We start from the raw sequence: 13396 nt of genomic DNA on the forward strand, positions 1-13396 counted from the left end.
ATGGTTATCAGTTTTGATATAACATCGTAGCCCCTACTGGTGGCATGAGATGGGTCGGGGGAGTCAAGAAATGTATTGCTGGTTTTTATCATCAGAGGGAACTGAGGCAAGCAGCTAGTGTCAGGAATCATCGTCCATGAGTGGCTGGAAAAACACGGTGGAGCCGAAAAGGTCTTAGATGAGTTACTTGAATCATTCCCGACCGCTTCGGTTAAGTGTCTCTGGAATGATGATCCCACTCGCTATGAAGAGAAATCGGTTTCTGAGACTTGGTTGGCCAAGACCCCATTGAGAAAGAATAAGCGTCTCGCTCTTGCTTTCATGCCGTCGACATGGCGTCATCTTGGTGACGCAACGGCTGACTGGATTCTTTGTAGTTCGCATCTTTTCGCGCATCATGCGAGATTTAGCGGAGCCGCTGCCGAAGCACCGAAGTACGTATATGCGCACACACCCGCACGGTATATCTGGACTCCCGACTTGGATTCAAGAGGAAGGGGACTTATCGCACAAACGGCCTCAATCCCACTTCGTTCACTAGACAAACACAGGATCAAAGAAGCCACTGCAGTGGCGAGTAATAGTCAATTTGTCAAGGAGAGAATCGAATCGACGTGGGAGCGCGACGCTGTTGTTATATATCCACCAGTTGATGTTGCTGCATTTGCAGTGGATACAGCAATGGAACTAAGCCCGACAGATGAAGCTGCGCTCTATAATCTCCCCTCGGAATTTATTCTAGGCGCTTCTCGGTTTATTCCTTATAAGCAGTTGGACGAGGTCATCCGTGCTGGGCGGACATCCAACATCCATGTCGTTCTCGCAGGGAGCGGACCTAGCGGTCACGCTCTGCGAGCCTTAGCCGCGGAGCAACCCGGGCAAGTCACCTTTATTGATCAGCCTTCCAGATCAATGCTTCGCGAGCTCTACAAGCGGGCCCTTGCGTATATATTTCCGCCGGTAGAGGATTTCGGAATAATGCCAGTCGAAGCGATGGCAACTGGTACCCCCGTCGTAGCAAGAAACTTGGGTGGCGCAGCAGAAACCGTTGTCAACGGTGTGACAGGGATTTTAGTTGAATCATTTGATGGTAGTGAGATCAGAAATGCGATATATGCGGCAGCGAGCCTTCGTGGCGCTGAATGTACTCGTCGCGCATGGGAGTTTGATAAGTCAGTATTCCGAACAGAAATAAAGAACTGGGTTACGGGTTAGTTTTCTGCTTCGATTTGTCCTTAGAGAATAAATTTCATTCTGGAGTCCCATGAGCAACATCCACGTCGTGATTGTAACGTATAATTCAAACCGCTATTTGAAAAGACTTGCCCAAAGTGTGCGGGAAGCGTTCCCATTCGACGGCGTAGTGATCGTCGATAACAACTCCGCTGACAATTCGGTTGAATTAGCCCGTGAACTTGACTGGGGCGCTCCTCTTAGTCTGATCTTCAATAGGGAAAACACAGGGTTCGGCGCAGCGATGAACATCGGGGTACGTTCGCTGCCACAGTCCACAGACTATGTTCTGCTTGTGAATCCCGACGTTGAGCTAGACAGACAAGCCATACGATCGATGTGGGAGACAGCCGAGTCAGATGACAATATCGGCTGCGTGGGCGCGCAACTTGTCACGAGTGATGGCTCGCCCGTGTCTTCAGCTCGTGAGCTTCCAACTATTCTATCGGTAGGCATGCGGAAAGCCTTTGACATCGTCCCGCAACCGGATCAGGTACTCGATGCAGGCTGGATCTGTGGCGCATTGATGTTATGGCGTTATGACAAGTTCCTCCAGCTTGGCGGTTTCTCTCCCGACTACTTTTTGTACTTTGAAGATACCGATATCTGTCGTAAAGCGCACAATTTCGGGATACGTACCGTAATTGACGGTGGCTCAAAAGCCATTCACGACCAAGGTCATGGCGAGCGTCCCCACAGAAAGTTGCGTGCTATCAATAGGCGTAGTAGGTACCTATATGCGAAAAAGTGGCTTGGTTTGGGGGGGCGGTTTAGCGCTCGAATTGCGAATTGCATTGAAATTATTCGTGAAGTTGGACGAGATTAGAGGGTAGCATGAAGGTAATGTTCGACGGTCGCTTACTGAAATCGAAACCCTCAGGTGTAAGAGATATAGCTGTCGGTCTATCCAAAGGGTTGCGCGCTCTTGAAGGGGAAGGACGTCTTGATCTGATTGTTGCCGGTTCGCCAGGTGCGGATTCCTGTGACCTTCAGATCGAAAGCCGTGGATTTATGCACTTCGGCTTGCCAAGGGCAGCAAGGCAAAAAGGTGCAGATCGCATTCTTGTGCCACGTCAAACGATTCCTATTATCTCTAAAATTCCTATAGTGCCAGTTTTTCACGACATAGGTTTTTTGCGTCTCCCAGAGAAATACCGTCGCAATTTCGTGCGAGACTTTACGACAAAGATGGCGGGAAAGACGAGCACAAGTTTGGCAGTATCTGAGTATACAGCCAATGAAGTGTCGGAGTATGGGTTTCCGGTATCAATAACGCCGCTTCCCATACAAGCTATACATGATATTCGTTGGGCTCCCGTATATGACGATCCCTACATACTTTGCGTGGCGGCGCATGAGCCACATAAAAACTTAGTAGGTCTTGTTCGTGCTTGGAAAGCTGCAGATATTCACGACGCTCGACTTATTATTTGCGGAAGGTCGGGTGTGGAAACAACAGCGCTTATGGCTGCAATCGATACGGAAAACATCGAGAGGATCGAACTTGTTGCGAACCTGGAGGATGAAGCGTATGAAGAACTCCTCTCAGGGTGCGTAGGTTACATCCAGCCTTCCTTCGATGAGGGTCTGTGTATCCCGGCACTCGACTTGGCTGCAGCCGGCGCACCGACCGCTGTCAGTAGTTTAGGGAACTTAGGCTACATATATTCCAAAGGTGGCGCAGAGGTTTTTGACCCATACTCAATCGAGGAGATGGCGAAGCATTTGAATCGTCTGCTATATGACGAATCTTTCAAACGGGCAATTATTTCTTGGAATAAATCCAATATTTCGCTAACGGACTGGCGAGAGGTTGCGAATGTAGCGCTTGGAGCGATGTCATGAGGGATTTCACCGTGGTGACGGTAACTTACAATTCCAGCCACATTATTGGTGATTTTATTGAGAAGATGGGTTTTGAGAATGGTAGCGACACGAGGCTAATCATAGTAGACTCCGGTTCCGATCCTGAAGATGCCCGTAGAACTAAGGCGATAGCGGATCAATACGGTGCAGAGTTTATTCTGAGCCGCGAGAATATAGGCTATGGCGCAGGTTCGAACATTGGCGCACGTCTAGCCAAATCTGATTGGCTGCTGTTCATCAATCCTGACGTAGCTATATCTTTAGATCAGTGTGCCGCTTTGGTGACTCATGCGCAAGATGGCGGTGTTGATTGCTTGGGTCCACGTGTTCTCGACACTAATGGCCGGCTCAAGATTAGTTGGGGTAGAACCATCACACCTCCTTGGCGCACTCGACCTAGTGGAATCTCCTCACACCGAAATGGGCTTTCTATAACTGAGACTATAAGCGGTTGCTGTATGGCGATTCGACGTGATGTTTTCGATCGTTTAAACGGTTTCGATGAGAATTTCTTTTTGTTTTGTGAAGAGATGGATTTGCACCGCCGATTGAATGATGTAGGTGGCGTTGTAGCCTTGACGGATAAGGTCGAGGTGATCACTCCAGGTGGTGCTAGCTCCACTGGCGTAAGTGAACGTTGGCGCCATGTAGAGCGAGCCGTCGGCCACACGAATTATATGAGGAAACACTTCTTTCGCCTTGAAGGCTGGATTGCCGTTATATACAACATTCTTCGCATCGCCGTGCAGCCGAGGTTCCGGCCCATGCTAATGAGCCTTAGGCAGTACAATAAGGGAATCAGGAGACAAAATTGAGGATTTTTCGAGTGTTCCACGGTGGTGGAGTCGAGGCTTATCAGGCGCGTGATTTAGAACTGGCCAAGTTAGGCCATTCAATCATGCTTATGGTGCCGCGGGTGTTTCGGGAATTACCTACAGCCACCAGGGCGGTCCGACGTTCGGATGAAATCGAAGTCGTTCCCGTTGCACTTTATGGCTTTCGCAGAAATCCGTTCTTTTTTTACAACCCAGTGACTACGGCCCGTCTGATTCGGAAATTTCGTCCCGACGTTATCGATATACATGAGGAGCCTTATAGTCTAGCTGCGGCTTCCGTCGTCCTGGCTCGGTATTTAGCCAGAACAAAAAGTGCATACATTTTCCGCTCTAGCCAGAATGAGTTCAAAAAGTACCCTTTTCCCTTTTCCGCAATCCAGTCAACCGTCCTAAAGTTCAGCTCGGCTGCGTACGTACCATCCAATCAAGCAAAGGAAGTACTCGTTCGCAAGGGTTATAAGCCATCGATCTCGGTAATTGGAAATGGGGTGGAAGTTCCGGTTGGTATAGCCAAGACTGAATCATCAGGTCATATTCTTCGGGTGGTTTATGTTGGCAGGCTGTCGGATCGAAAAGGTGTTGAAGAACTTGTCCGAGCCGTCGTCGAAATTGACGGTCCCTTGGAGCTCACCTTGGTTGGTTCCGGTCCTATGGAGGACGAACTGCGTCAAATTGTTGAGAACAATAGGGAAGCGAAAGCCCGCGTGCATTTTGTCGGTGCTGTTCCTCATGAGTCCGTAGTCGACTGGATGAAACGATCAGACGTCATATGTGTTCCTTCACGGGAGCTTCCTGGTTGGAGCGAGCAATTTTCGAGAGCGTTGGTAGAAGGCATGGCAAATTATTGCGTCCCGCTCGTATCAACTTCGGGTGCATTGGAAGAGGTGTCCGGTGGGATAACTCGTCCGTTTGTATGGGGACAGACTCAGGATCTGGTGTCTAGATTGAGGGAGCTTCTCGCCCTTGAGTCTCTTGACGGGCTTAAATCGAAGGCGAATCTACAGGCGCAACGCTATTCATGGACGAAGACTAGCGAGCAGATCTCGGACATTTATGAGGAGGTAGCTAAATGAGCGAACAAGGCAGTTTGCTGTCCTTGGCTCATCATATGCTTGATGAAGAATTCCTCGGTCAGATCGAGTCTAAGGGAGCATATCAAGTTGTTACGCTCGCGCCGTGGCAGATGTGGCTGGCCCGGAGGAATCCGCTTTATGCAGACAGCATTAGGCATTGTGACGCAACGACGATCGATGGACGTTGGCTCAGTGCAATTCTGAAGCTTGCAGGACGGCAGCATGACGTATTGACTGGTCGTGAGATTGTTGAGGCAGTGTTCCAACGACACGTTCAGGGCCGAATCGCGGTCGTTGGTTCATCCGTGCAGTCCCATGAACGCCTCTCGGTACTCCGCCCAAATTGGCTGTGTATCGGTGGCTCGTTCGGTACAGAAGTTGACCTTGAAAAGTTGGAAGAGGTTACTAAGCGCATAACAGAGTACGGTGCCTCCGTTGTATTCGTAGCCCTTGGCAGTCCTAAACAAGAGGCTTGGGGACGATACTTAGCTGACCGGGCTAATGTGACTGTCATTGGTATTGGCGGTGCGATAGAAACGGTGGTGGGCCTTCGAAAGCCTCCTTCAAAAGGAATCCAGCGAGTTGGCGCAGAATGGCTTCAACGCACTATTCAAGACCCTGTACGCTTTCTACCTCGAATCGTCCAAGCCTTATCTGTCATGCCACGACTTGTCCTTGAAGCGCTGACGATACGACGAAGCGCGAACACTACTGAATTCTGAGCCTACACAACCTGCCCCCGTGAACGCGCCCATAATCGGCATAACACCAGCTCCGGCATAAAAGTGGTCTACGGCCACGGCGGTGCGCGGCAGCCACATCCTCAGTGCCTTGCGGAACGCTGCCGACGGGTCGATCGCCACGACTTGGCCGCCCAGGCGCCACTGCAGCGGCCGGGCGAAGAGCCACCCTCCCACGCCCTTGGAGTCGCGGCCGTTGACGCGCAACAGCACCTGCCCGGCGCCCAGGTCCACGATCGTGGTCATCCAGGGCTCGTACCGGGTCCAGGTCTTCGTCTCGGGATTCTGGAAGTAGCGCACGGACCGGAAGCGGTGTTCGTCTATGCCGATCGCTGCAGAGCCATGCTGTCGACGTCCGGAAGTCTCACCGCGGCGGCGCAGTCGAGCGCACTGCGGACCAGCCACCACGAGACTCCGTATGCGGCGGCGGTCTCGGAGACCGGGACTGCCCCCGGTTCAGTTGACTCCTGACTTGTGAGGATTCATTCCTTACAGAAAGGATGTTCCTGTGCCCAAGCCCTATCCCGCCGAGTTCCGCCGCGATGTTGTTGCTGTCGCCCGGAAGCATGAAGCACCGCTGGCGCAGATCGCCAAGGACTTCGGGATCTCCGAAGCGACCCTGCACAACTGGCTGAAGAAAGCCGACATCGAGGACGGCAGCAGCCCCGGCGTGACCGAGAAGGAAGCCGCCGAACTGCGGGAGGCAAAGAAACGGATTCGCCTGCTTGAGCAGGAGAACGAGATCCTGCGCCGGGCCGCGGCGTTCTTCGCGAGGGAACTGCCCCCAAAATGACGTACCCGCTGGTCCTTGACCTTGCCGCCGACGGAATCCCCGTGGCGGTGGCCTGCCGGGTGCTGGGCTTCTCCAAGCAGGCCTTCTACAAATGGAAGACCAGTCCCGTTTGCGACCGGGACCGGGCGGACGCGCATCTGATCAATGCCGCCCTGGACGTCCATCTGGATGACCCGGCGTTCGGGTACCGGTTCATCGCCGACGAACTGCCGGCCCTGGGCATCAGCGCCGGCGAGAACCGGGTCCAGCGGCTGTGCAGCAGCCAGCGGATCTGGTCCGTCTTCGCCAAGAAGCGCGGTCTCAGCCGCAAGGCCGGCCCACCGGTCCACGAGGACCTCGTGGACCGGGACTTCACTGCCACGGCACCGAACGAGCTGTGGCTGACCGACATCACCGAACACCGAACCGACGAGGGCAAGTTGTATCTCTGCGCGATCAAGGACGTCTACTCCAACCGAATCGTCGGCTATTCCATCGACGAACGGATGAAGGCCTCGCTGGCCGTCTCCGCGCTGCGCAACGCAGTCGCTTTGAGATCACCACGGGGAACTGTGGTGCATTCCGACCGCGGGTCTCAGTTCCGCTCCACAGCGTTCGTCAGGGCACTCAAGAGCAGCGGGCTGACCGGATCGATGGGACGGGTTGGCGCATGCGGCGACAATGCCGCCATGGAATCATTCTTCGCCCTGCTGCAAAAGAACGTCCTGGATCGGCGGCGCTGGTCCACCCGGCAGGAACTGCGCCTGGCCATCGTGACCTGGATCGAGAAGACCTACCACCGCCGGCGTCGTCAGCGGACTCTTGGCCGCCTCACACCCATCGAGTTTGAGACAATCGAAACCGGCCTTCAAGCCGCCTAAACCCATCAACCCCGAGAGTCAACGAAACCCGGGGCAGTCCCACCGCCCTTCCGGATACGAGTACGGCCGATACGACCTTCTCCCGCAGCCGGCCGGTGCTCCGGGCGTACCGGGGCACTTCCGCCGTCGATTCGAAGAAAGACAGCTGATCACACAGCGCCTCGTCGCAGAACCAGCGGTACTTGGACCAGATCAGTTCGAGCGGGCCGGCGACGGGAATGTCACGCAGTCGCTGCAGGCGCTGTTCCTTCCGGCGGGAAGAGGCCACTCCGCACATCGGGCAGCCGGGCGGCAGGTCGGTGCAGATCAGCACCCGCCGCTGGCCGAAGTCACGGACAGCGACGGAAATGATATGGAAATCGGGCAGGTTGAACAATACGGAGGCAGCGTCAACTGACACCCGGGTAGGCTCTATCAAGGTTTGTGGTCCCTGCTCCAGGATGAATGTTTAGACACACTCATCCCAGCAGGGCCACGGGCCCTTTTGCTAACTACGTCAGGAGATCATCTCCCCACGAACCTCGAAGAGCCCCCCAATGCTCAGCCGGCGGACGTCCGCCAGCGTTCGACCCAGGTATCTACAAGAAACGCAACACCGCTGGACGCGGCTTCAACCGGCTCAAGCACTTGCGCGACACAGCCACTCACTACGACAAATACGCCACGACATTCCTCTCGGCGGAGTCCTACTCAGCGAAATGATCACATTCCACTCCGTCCACAGGTCAACAGGCAGAACCTAAACGCGAGGAGCCAACAAAAGCACCTAGGCTCGTCATAATCTCTCGAGCCCGGCTGCTGCAGAATCTGGCAGGATGGTATGTGTGCGTGTTCACAGGTCACAGGAGAACGTCTTGATGGTTTGTCAAGACAAGCTTTTGGCAAGTGACCAAGCATCACGGGGGCTTATGAACAAATAGCGTGTCAGCCGCTGGCGGGTGATATGTCGATTCGATAGGTATAGGAGTGCACCAAAGCTGAGAATATTGCCTCCTAAACTAGCAAATGCCGCTCCAACGATACCGAAGATTGGATACAAGAAAAGAACTAGCGCAATAGTAGTTGCTATAGCCGTGGCTTCGCCGACAAGAGGACTTTGAGGGCGACCGTAACCTATCAAGCACTGGGTTACCACAATGATGCCAGCACGTGGAACCTGCGTGAAGAGGAGAACCATCATGACTGGGACGGCCGGCAGGAATTCATCGCCGAGTACAAAGGAGACGAGCCATGGGAGGCCGGCTGTGACGAAGCTCGCGACGATAAGCGTGCAAGATACAACTGTTGCTGTCGTCTTGGGAACCCTTGAGTTATCCCCACGAGCGACATGATTCCGCGTAGGAAGTGCTACAGCATTTGCTAATGCAGACAATATTGCCGCCAAAGTGGTGGCGACGGCGTAGTATCCGAGATCGGCGGCGCTGGCCAGTACGGTCAACAAGAGGAGATCGATGCGCTGGTTGAGTAACGATAGAGAACCGGAGGGCCAGCCTCGCAGTCCGAAAGATGTAGCGAGCCGCATTCTGCGTAACGAACTGCTTATTGGCGGAAAGAACTGACGACGGAATAAAGGTATAAGCAGACCTACTAGAGATGTACTGATGAGAATTAATCCAACATAGAGTGCGGATACTAGGTCCAGAATCAGCATACCTAACATGCCTAAGACTGCGACCGCCTGGGGAAGTACCTTCAGCACAGCGACCATGCGCCAAAAAGAGGCACCCATTGAAATCGCCGTGACGCAATATCCAAAAATAAACCCTGGCGAAAGAATGGCGTAAGCCATGAGAAGCCACCATGCTGTTGTTCCGTAAGGCTCAAGTACATTGACTACTACAATGTAAGGACCTACAGCCACTATCCCAATAATAAGTGCAAGACAGCCGGCAGTTCCTGTTAGGCGGCGCATATCATCGCCCTTAGCCGATCTTCTTGAAAAGTAATCGGGGAGACCCATGCATAATAGCATCGCGAAAATGCTGCCCGGAACCATCGCTCTCGCAAGTTCCCCTCGGCCCGCGGGTCCCAGAAGACGTGCTTGAAGCGCGGCTGACGCAAGCCCGAGAATCAAACCTACAATGTTCGAAGCAATTAGAAGCACACTTGGGTTGCTAAAGAGTTTTGCGACGAGTCGCATCGGCACCTTTTTCCGTTAACCATGATTTGGGAGGATGCGGCCATCGGGCAGCAGTCACAATAGCTAGTAGTGCAAGGAGCCCGCCAGAAGACCAGAGAAAGGGGACGGAGATACTGACGAATGCAATGGCAGCTAGTACGGCGATCATGGACCGGGCCAGCGGATGATTAGTTCGATAGAGCCTGACGCACAACGTAAAATACGGAATGGAGAACAGGAGAATTCCGATACTTCCCGACTTCAGGAGAATGTTCACATAGACATTATGGGTGTCACGCTTCTTTTCACTAATATCTTCACCGCTGAAGATGACCATTGACCCGGGTCCAGAGCCGATCAACATCGTTATAGGGTCTTCCGAAACTATACGTCCGACAGTTGCCATTTCTGTGACACGGTAGTTGGCCGAAGCCTCATCGGCCCTAGCCAAAAGGTTGAACCTAGATTCGGATCCGATAGCTCCTCCAGCCAAGAGCGCCGTTGTCAGCACTGCGATCAATGAAAGGGCCCTCAGCGTGAGCGATGTATGCCGCCAGTTGAGTATCAAACCGAAGGCAATACCAACGGCAGCAGCCAATACGATGCTAAGTGTTTGACTGATCAAGATTTCTAATATGACGAGGGCGAAGGACAGAATCTTGCTATTTAGCAAGAGAGGAGCTTTGCCAAAGGCGAGAAGTATCGCTAGAACCGGGATCAAGATCTCTCCACCTGGCCGGATATCCCCTGCGGCGCTGCTCGACACATTCACCAAAGCATAGGCACCCGGCTCAAGTACTCCTAGTACTCGAAGTACCCAACTCACTACCGCGACGAAGCACGTGCCGTAGGCCAAATAGCAAACCCATCTAGCTAAGTAAGTCCCACCGTATCGACGCGCGATAACTCCGAGAGGTATCAGGGCTAGGAAAGTCGCAATAATCCGCAGATCAATAACGGGCCCGGTGGTGTCAACATTACCCAACACCGGAAATGCTGATCTAAGGAGAAGCCACAGAGGCCAGGCTAGGAGAGGGGCCCATATTAGTTGTGGACCTGCTGAATTGGCACGCTTAAGATAAAGCCGAATGGATGCGACGAGACCCGCTATAAGGAGTAAATCGACCTCACTTAGTGTGCTTCCCGCTAATCCCATGGAAATAAGTTCTTCGCCGGGGCGGACCAAGATGATCCACCCGAGGCTCATAAGAATGGTCAATCGGGGTAGTAGCAGCGGAACAGCGACAGCAACCGACACGAGGCCGATAAGCGGCACTATCGACCCTGGCGACATTGCTCGCTCCTTATTGATTCTAAATTCATAGCCGGATCATGCTGCCCTATTGAAAGAGGGCACGACGGCTTGTATCGAGTCTGTAGGCGACGCGTGGCCTCTCTTTGACAGGTTTTGCAGGAATACCAAATGCAATAGTCCATTCCGGTATGTCTTTTGTGACGACAGCACCGGCGCCGATAACAGCACCAGCTCCAATTGCGACTCCTGGAAGTATAGTGACTCGGCTCCCGATGAAGGCATTGTCGCCAATGCTGACTGGCCCACCCGTCTGTTCGAATGCTTCAGAGGCTACGTCATGTTCAGCCGTCCAAATCCGAACTTCCGACGCGATGTTTACATTATCACCAATCAATATGCCGTTTCGACCATCCAAAAAAGCATCATTGCCTATAATTGAATTTTCCCCTATGACAACACCTTCTGGCTTGAAAAACCTAGCTCTCCAATAAAGTATTGAATTCTTTGGAAGGGTGACTCCAAGGAATCTTCTATAAAAGAAATTCCGCAGTTTATGGCTGGGCAAACGTCCCACAATCGTGGCAGCGTACAGGCAGCCCCAGTATCTGACATGGCTAAGTTTGGCTCTCGAATCCATTAAGGTGACGTTATCTTTCATCGTGACTCCTAATCACTTCGTTTTTTCCTGCTCCAGGAGACGAAGAAGATACGTTCCGTATCCGCTTTTCAAGAGGGGTTTTGCCAGTTCTTCCAGTTCTTTATCACTGACAAACCCATTACGCCATGCAATTTCTTCGGGTGCCCCGATTTTCAAACCCTGGCGGGCTTCAATTGTGCGGATATAATTGGAGGCATCGTTCAAAGATTCAAATGTTCCGGTATCGAGCCATGCAGTACCGCGAGGCAGGACTTCGACCGACAGCCTCTCTTGATCCAAGTAGATTCGATTCACATCGGTTATTTCAAGTTCACCCCGTTGTGAGGGGCGAAGGCTTTTAGCGATGCTGATAACGTCGTTGTCATAAAAATAGAGTCCTGGCACCGCATAGTTGCTTTTTGGAATGAGCGGCTTTTCTTCGAGAGACAAAGCGCGGCCCTCACCCGAGAACTCCACCACGCCATAGGCTGTGGGGTCAGCCACCCAGTATCCAAAAATGGCTCCACCGTTGATATTTGCATACTTCTGCAACTGGCTCCCCATGCCATGGCCGTAAAAAATGTTGTCACCGAGGACCAAAGCGGCAGAATCATGGCCTATGTGTTCTTCACCGATGATAAAAGCTTGAGCGAGACCTTCTGGTGACGGTTGTACTTTGTATGAAAGATTGATGCCGAAGCGCGATCCGTCACCGAGCAATCGTTGAAACTGATCGCTGTCCTGGGGTGTCGTGATGATGAGGATGTCCTGTATGCCTGCCAGCATCAACGTGGAGAGCGGGTAGTAAATCATAGGTTTGTCATAGACCGGTACCAGTTGCTTGCTGATACCGTGCGTAATCGGATGTAGGCGTGAGCCGGTTCCTCCGGCAAGAATGATTCCCCGCATGATAGTCATGTATATAGTGGCCGCAGGCCCCGCTGCAAACCCGAGGACGTTCAGCGGGTATCGTTTGATGTGTGAAAAAACTCTTGGTTACCGGGGGAGCCGGTTTTATTGGGTCGAACTTCGTGCGCCATGTGCTCGACAACACAGATCAACACGTAACCGTCTTGGACAAGTTGACCTATGCCGGGAACGAGACTTCGCTCGGAGGTCTACCAGACGAGCGATTCCGTTTTGTACAGGGGGATATTGTCGATGCGGCAATTGTAGAAAAGCTTGTCTCGGACACTGACGCTGTGGTTCATTATGCAGCGGAATCACACAACGACAATTCTTTGCAGGATCCGTGGCCCTTCCTAGAGACCAACATCATCGGCACTTATACACTTCTTGAAGCCGCACGCAAGCACAACAAGCGCTTCCACCACATCAGTACGGATGAAGTCTACGGTGATCTTGAGTTGGACGATCCAGAGCGTTTTACAGATTTGACGCCATACAACCCGTCGAGCCCCTACTCGTCGACGAAGGCGAGCTCAGATCTGTTGGTCCGGGCATGGGTGCGTTCCTTCGGGCTGCAGGCAACCATCAGTAACTGCTCGAACAACTATGGCCCGTACCAGCACGTGGAGAAGTTCATTCCGCGTCAGATTTCCAACGTTATCGATGGAATCCGCCCGAAGCTCTACGGTAGCGGCGAGAATGTCCGCGACTGGATCCATGCCAATGACCATTCTTCGGCCGTGCTGACAATCCTCGAGCACGGCCGTATCGGAGAAACCTACCTAATCGGTGCCGACGGCGAAAAGAACAACAAGGACGTCGTTGAACTGATCCTGACGATGATGGGTGAGCCTGCCGACGGCTACGACCACGTGGTCGACCGGCCCGGCCACGATCTGCGCTATGCGATAGATTCCACCAAACTCCGAAGGGAATTAGGCTGGACCGCGAAGTTCGCAGACTTTGAATCCGGGTTAGCGAGCACAATCGAGTGGTACCGGAACAATGAGGCTTGGTGGCGGCCTCAGAAGGCAGCGACCGAAGCAAAATACTTGGCCTTGGGGCGGTGAGCAAC

13 protein-coding genes and 1 pseudogene are annotated in these 13396 nt (G+C 53.0%); 8 read left to right on the forward strand and 6 right to left on the reverse strand.

Annotation, left to right across the window (positions count from 1 at the left end):
* The first annotated feature begins 117 nt into the window (after positions 1 to 117).
* From AC20117_RS14675 to AC20117_RS14700, 6 genes are read left to right on the forward strand one after another with little or no spacing between them, the layout of a single operon-like run.
* On the forward strand, positions 118 to 1215 hold the full coding sequence (locus AC20117_RS14675; protein WP_074699101.1) for a glycosyltransferase: 1098 nt from the start codon (positions 118 to 120) through the stop codon (positions 1213 to 1215).
* A 49-nt stretch (positions 1216 to 1264) separates the two neighbouring features.
* On the forward strand, positions 1265 to 2059 hold the full coding sequence (locus tag AC20117_RS14680) for a glycosyltransferase family 2 protein (protein WP_074699100.1): 795 nt from the start codon (positions 1265 to 1267) through the stop codon (positions 2057 to 2059).
* 17 nt (positions 2060 to 2076) lie between these two features.
* Positions 2077 to 3078, forward strand: a complete 1002-nt coding sequence (locus tag AC20117_RS14685; protein ID WP_158300469.1) for a glycosyltransferase — start codon at positions 2077 to 2079, stop codon at positions 3076 to 3078.
* On the forward strand, positions 3075 to 3914 hold the full coding sequence (locus AC20117_RS14690) for a glycosyltransferase family 2 protein (protein ID WP_074699098.1): 840 nt from the start codon (positions 3075 to 3077) through the stop codon (positions 3912 to 3914). The genes AC20117_RS14685 and AC20117_RS14690 overlap by 4 nt, the downstream gene beginning before the upstream one ends.
* A gap of 11 nt (positions 3915 to 3925) precedes the next feature.
* Positions 3926 to 5008 (forward strand): glycosyltransferase family 4 protein, encoded by a 1083-nt coding sequence (locus AC20117_RS14695; RefSeq protein ID WP_158300470.1) that lies wholly within the window; start codon positions 3926 to 3928, stop codon positions 5006 to 5008.
* Positions 5005 to 5730: a WecB/TagA/CpsF family glycosyltransferase gene (locus tag AC20117_RS14700; protein ID WP_074699096.1), complete on the forward strand. Its 726-nt coding sequence runs from the start codon at positions 5005 to 5007 to the stop codon at positions 5728 to 5730. Before AC20117_RS14695 ends, AC20117_RS14700 begins: the two co-directional genes overlap by 4 nt.
* A 57-nt stretch (positions 5731 to 5787) precedes the next feature.
* Here AC20117_RS14700 and AC20117_RS14705 read toward each other — a convergent pair.
* A pseudogene (locus AC20117_RS14705) lies at positions 5788 to 6185 on the reverse strand (transposase); the annotation flags it as partial.
* 71 nt (positions 6186 to 6256) lie between these two features.
* Here AC20117_RS14705 and AC20117_RS14710 point away from each other — a divergent pair.
* A protein-coding gene (locus AC20117_RS14710) for an IS3 family transposase (protein WP_101632608.1) occupies positions 6257 to 7401 on the forward strand; the annotation gives its coding sequence in 2 pieces (ribosomal slippage) (positions 6257 to 6530 and positions 6530 to 7401; 1146 coding nt in all).
* On the opposite strand, the gene AC20117_RS14715 is transcribed toward AC20117_RS14710, so the two are convergent.
* From AC20117_RS14715 to rfbA, 5 genes are all read right to left on the reverse strand, one after another.
* Positions 7352 to 7801: a transposase family protein gene (locus AC20117_RS14715; protein ID WP_074699092.1), complete on the reverse strand. Its 450-nt coding sequence runs from the start codon at positions 7799 to 7801 to the stop codon at positions 7352 to 7354. The genes AC20117_RS14710 and AC20117_RS14715 overlap by 50 nt on opposite strands.
* Positions 7802 to 8266: 465 nt before the next feature.
* Positions 8267 to 9541 carry an oligosaccharide flippase family protein gene (locus AC20117_RS14720; protein ID WP_074699090.1) on the reverse strand — a complete coding sequence of 425 codons (1275 nt, stop codon included), beginning with the start codon at positions 9539 to 9541 and terminating at the stop codon, positions 8267 to 8269.
* The gene (locus AC20117_RS14725) at positions 9516 to 10292 is read right to left on the reverse strand and encodes an O-antigen ligase family protein (protein WP_158300471.1); all 777 of its coding nucleotides are present in this window, start codon (positions 10290 to 10292) and stop codon (positions 9516 to 9518) included. The genes AC20117_RS14720 and AC20117_RS14725 overlap by 26 nt, the downstream gene beginning before the upstream one ends.
* A 568-nt stretch (positions 10293 to 10860) precedes the next feature.
* Positions 10861 to 11433 carry an acyltransferase gene (locus AC20117_RS14730; protein ID WP_083339515.1) on the reverse strand — a complete coding sequence of 191 codons (573 nt, stop codon included), beginning with the start codon at positions 11431 to 11433 and terminating at the stop codon, positions 10861 to 10863.
* Between the two features lie 12 nt (positions 11434 to 11445).
* Complete coding sequence (rfbA, locus tag AC20117_RS14735; protein WP_074699088.1) at positions 11446 to 12321, reverse strand: glucose-1-phosphate thymidylyltransferase RfbA; 876 nt, start codon at positions 12319 to 12321, stop codon at positions 11446 to 11448.
* A 71-nt stretch (positions 12322 to 12392) separates the two neighbouring features.
* Between rfbA and rfbB the strand changes: the two genes are divergently transcribed.
* Positions 12393 to 13391, forward strand: a complete 999-nt coding sequence (rfbB, locus tag AC20117_RS14740) for a dTDP-glucose 4,6-dehydratase (RefSeq protein ID WP_074699087.1) — start codon at positions 12393 to 12395, stop codon at positions 13389 to 13391.
* The last annotated feature ends 5 nt before the right edge of the window (positions 13392 to 13396 follow it).

This window comes from Arthrobacter crystallopoietes (assembly GCF_002849715.1).
GTDB classification, from domain to species: domain Bacteria; phylum Actinomycetota; class Actinomycetes; order Actinomycetales; family Micrococcaceae; genus Crystallibacter; species Crystallibacter crystallopoietes.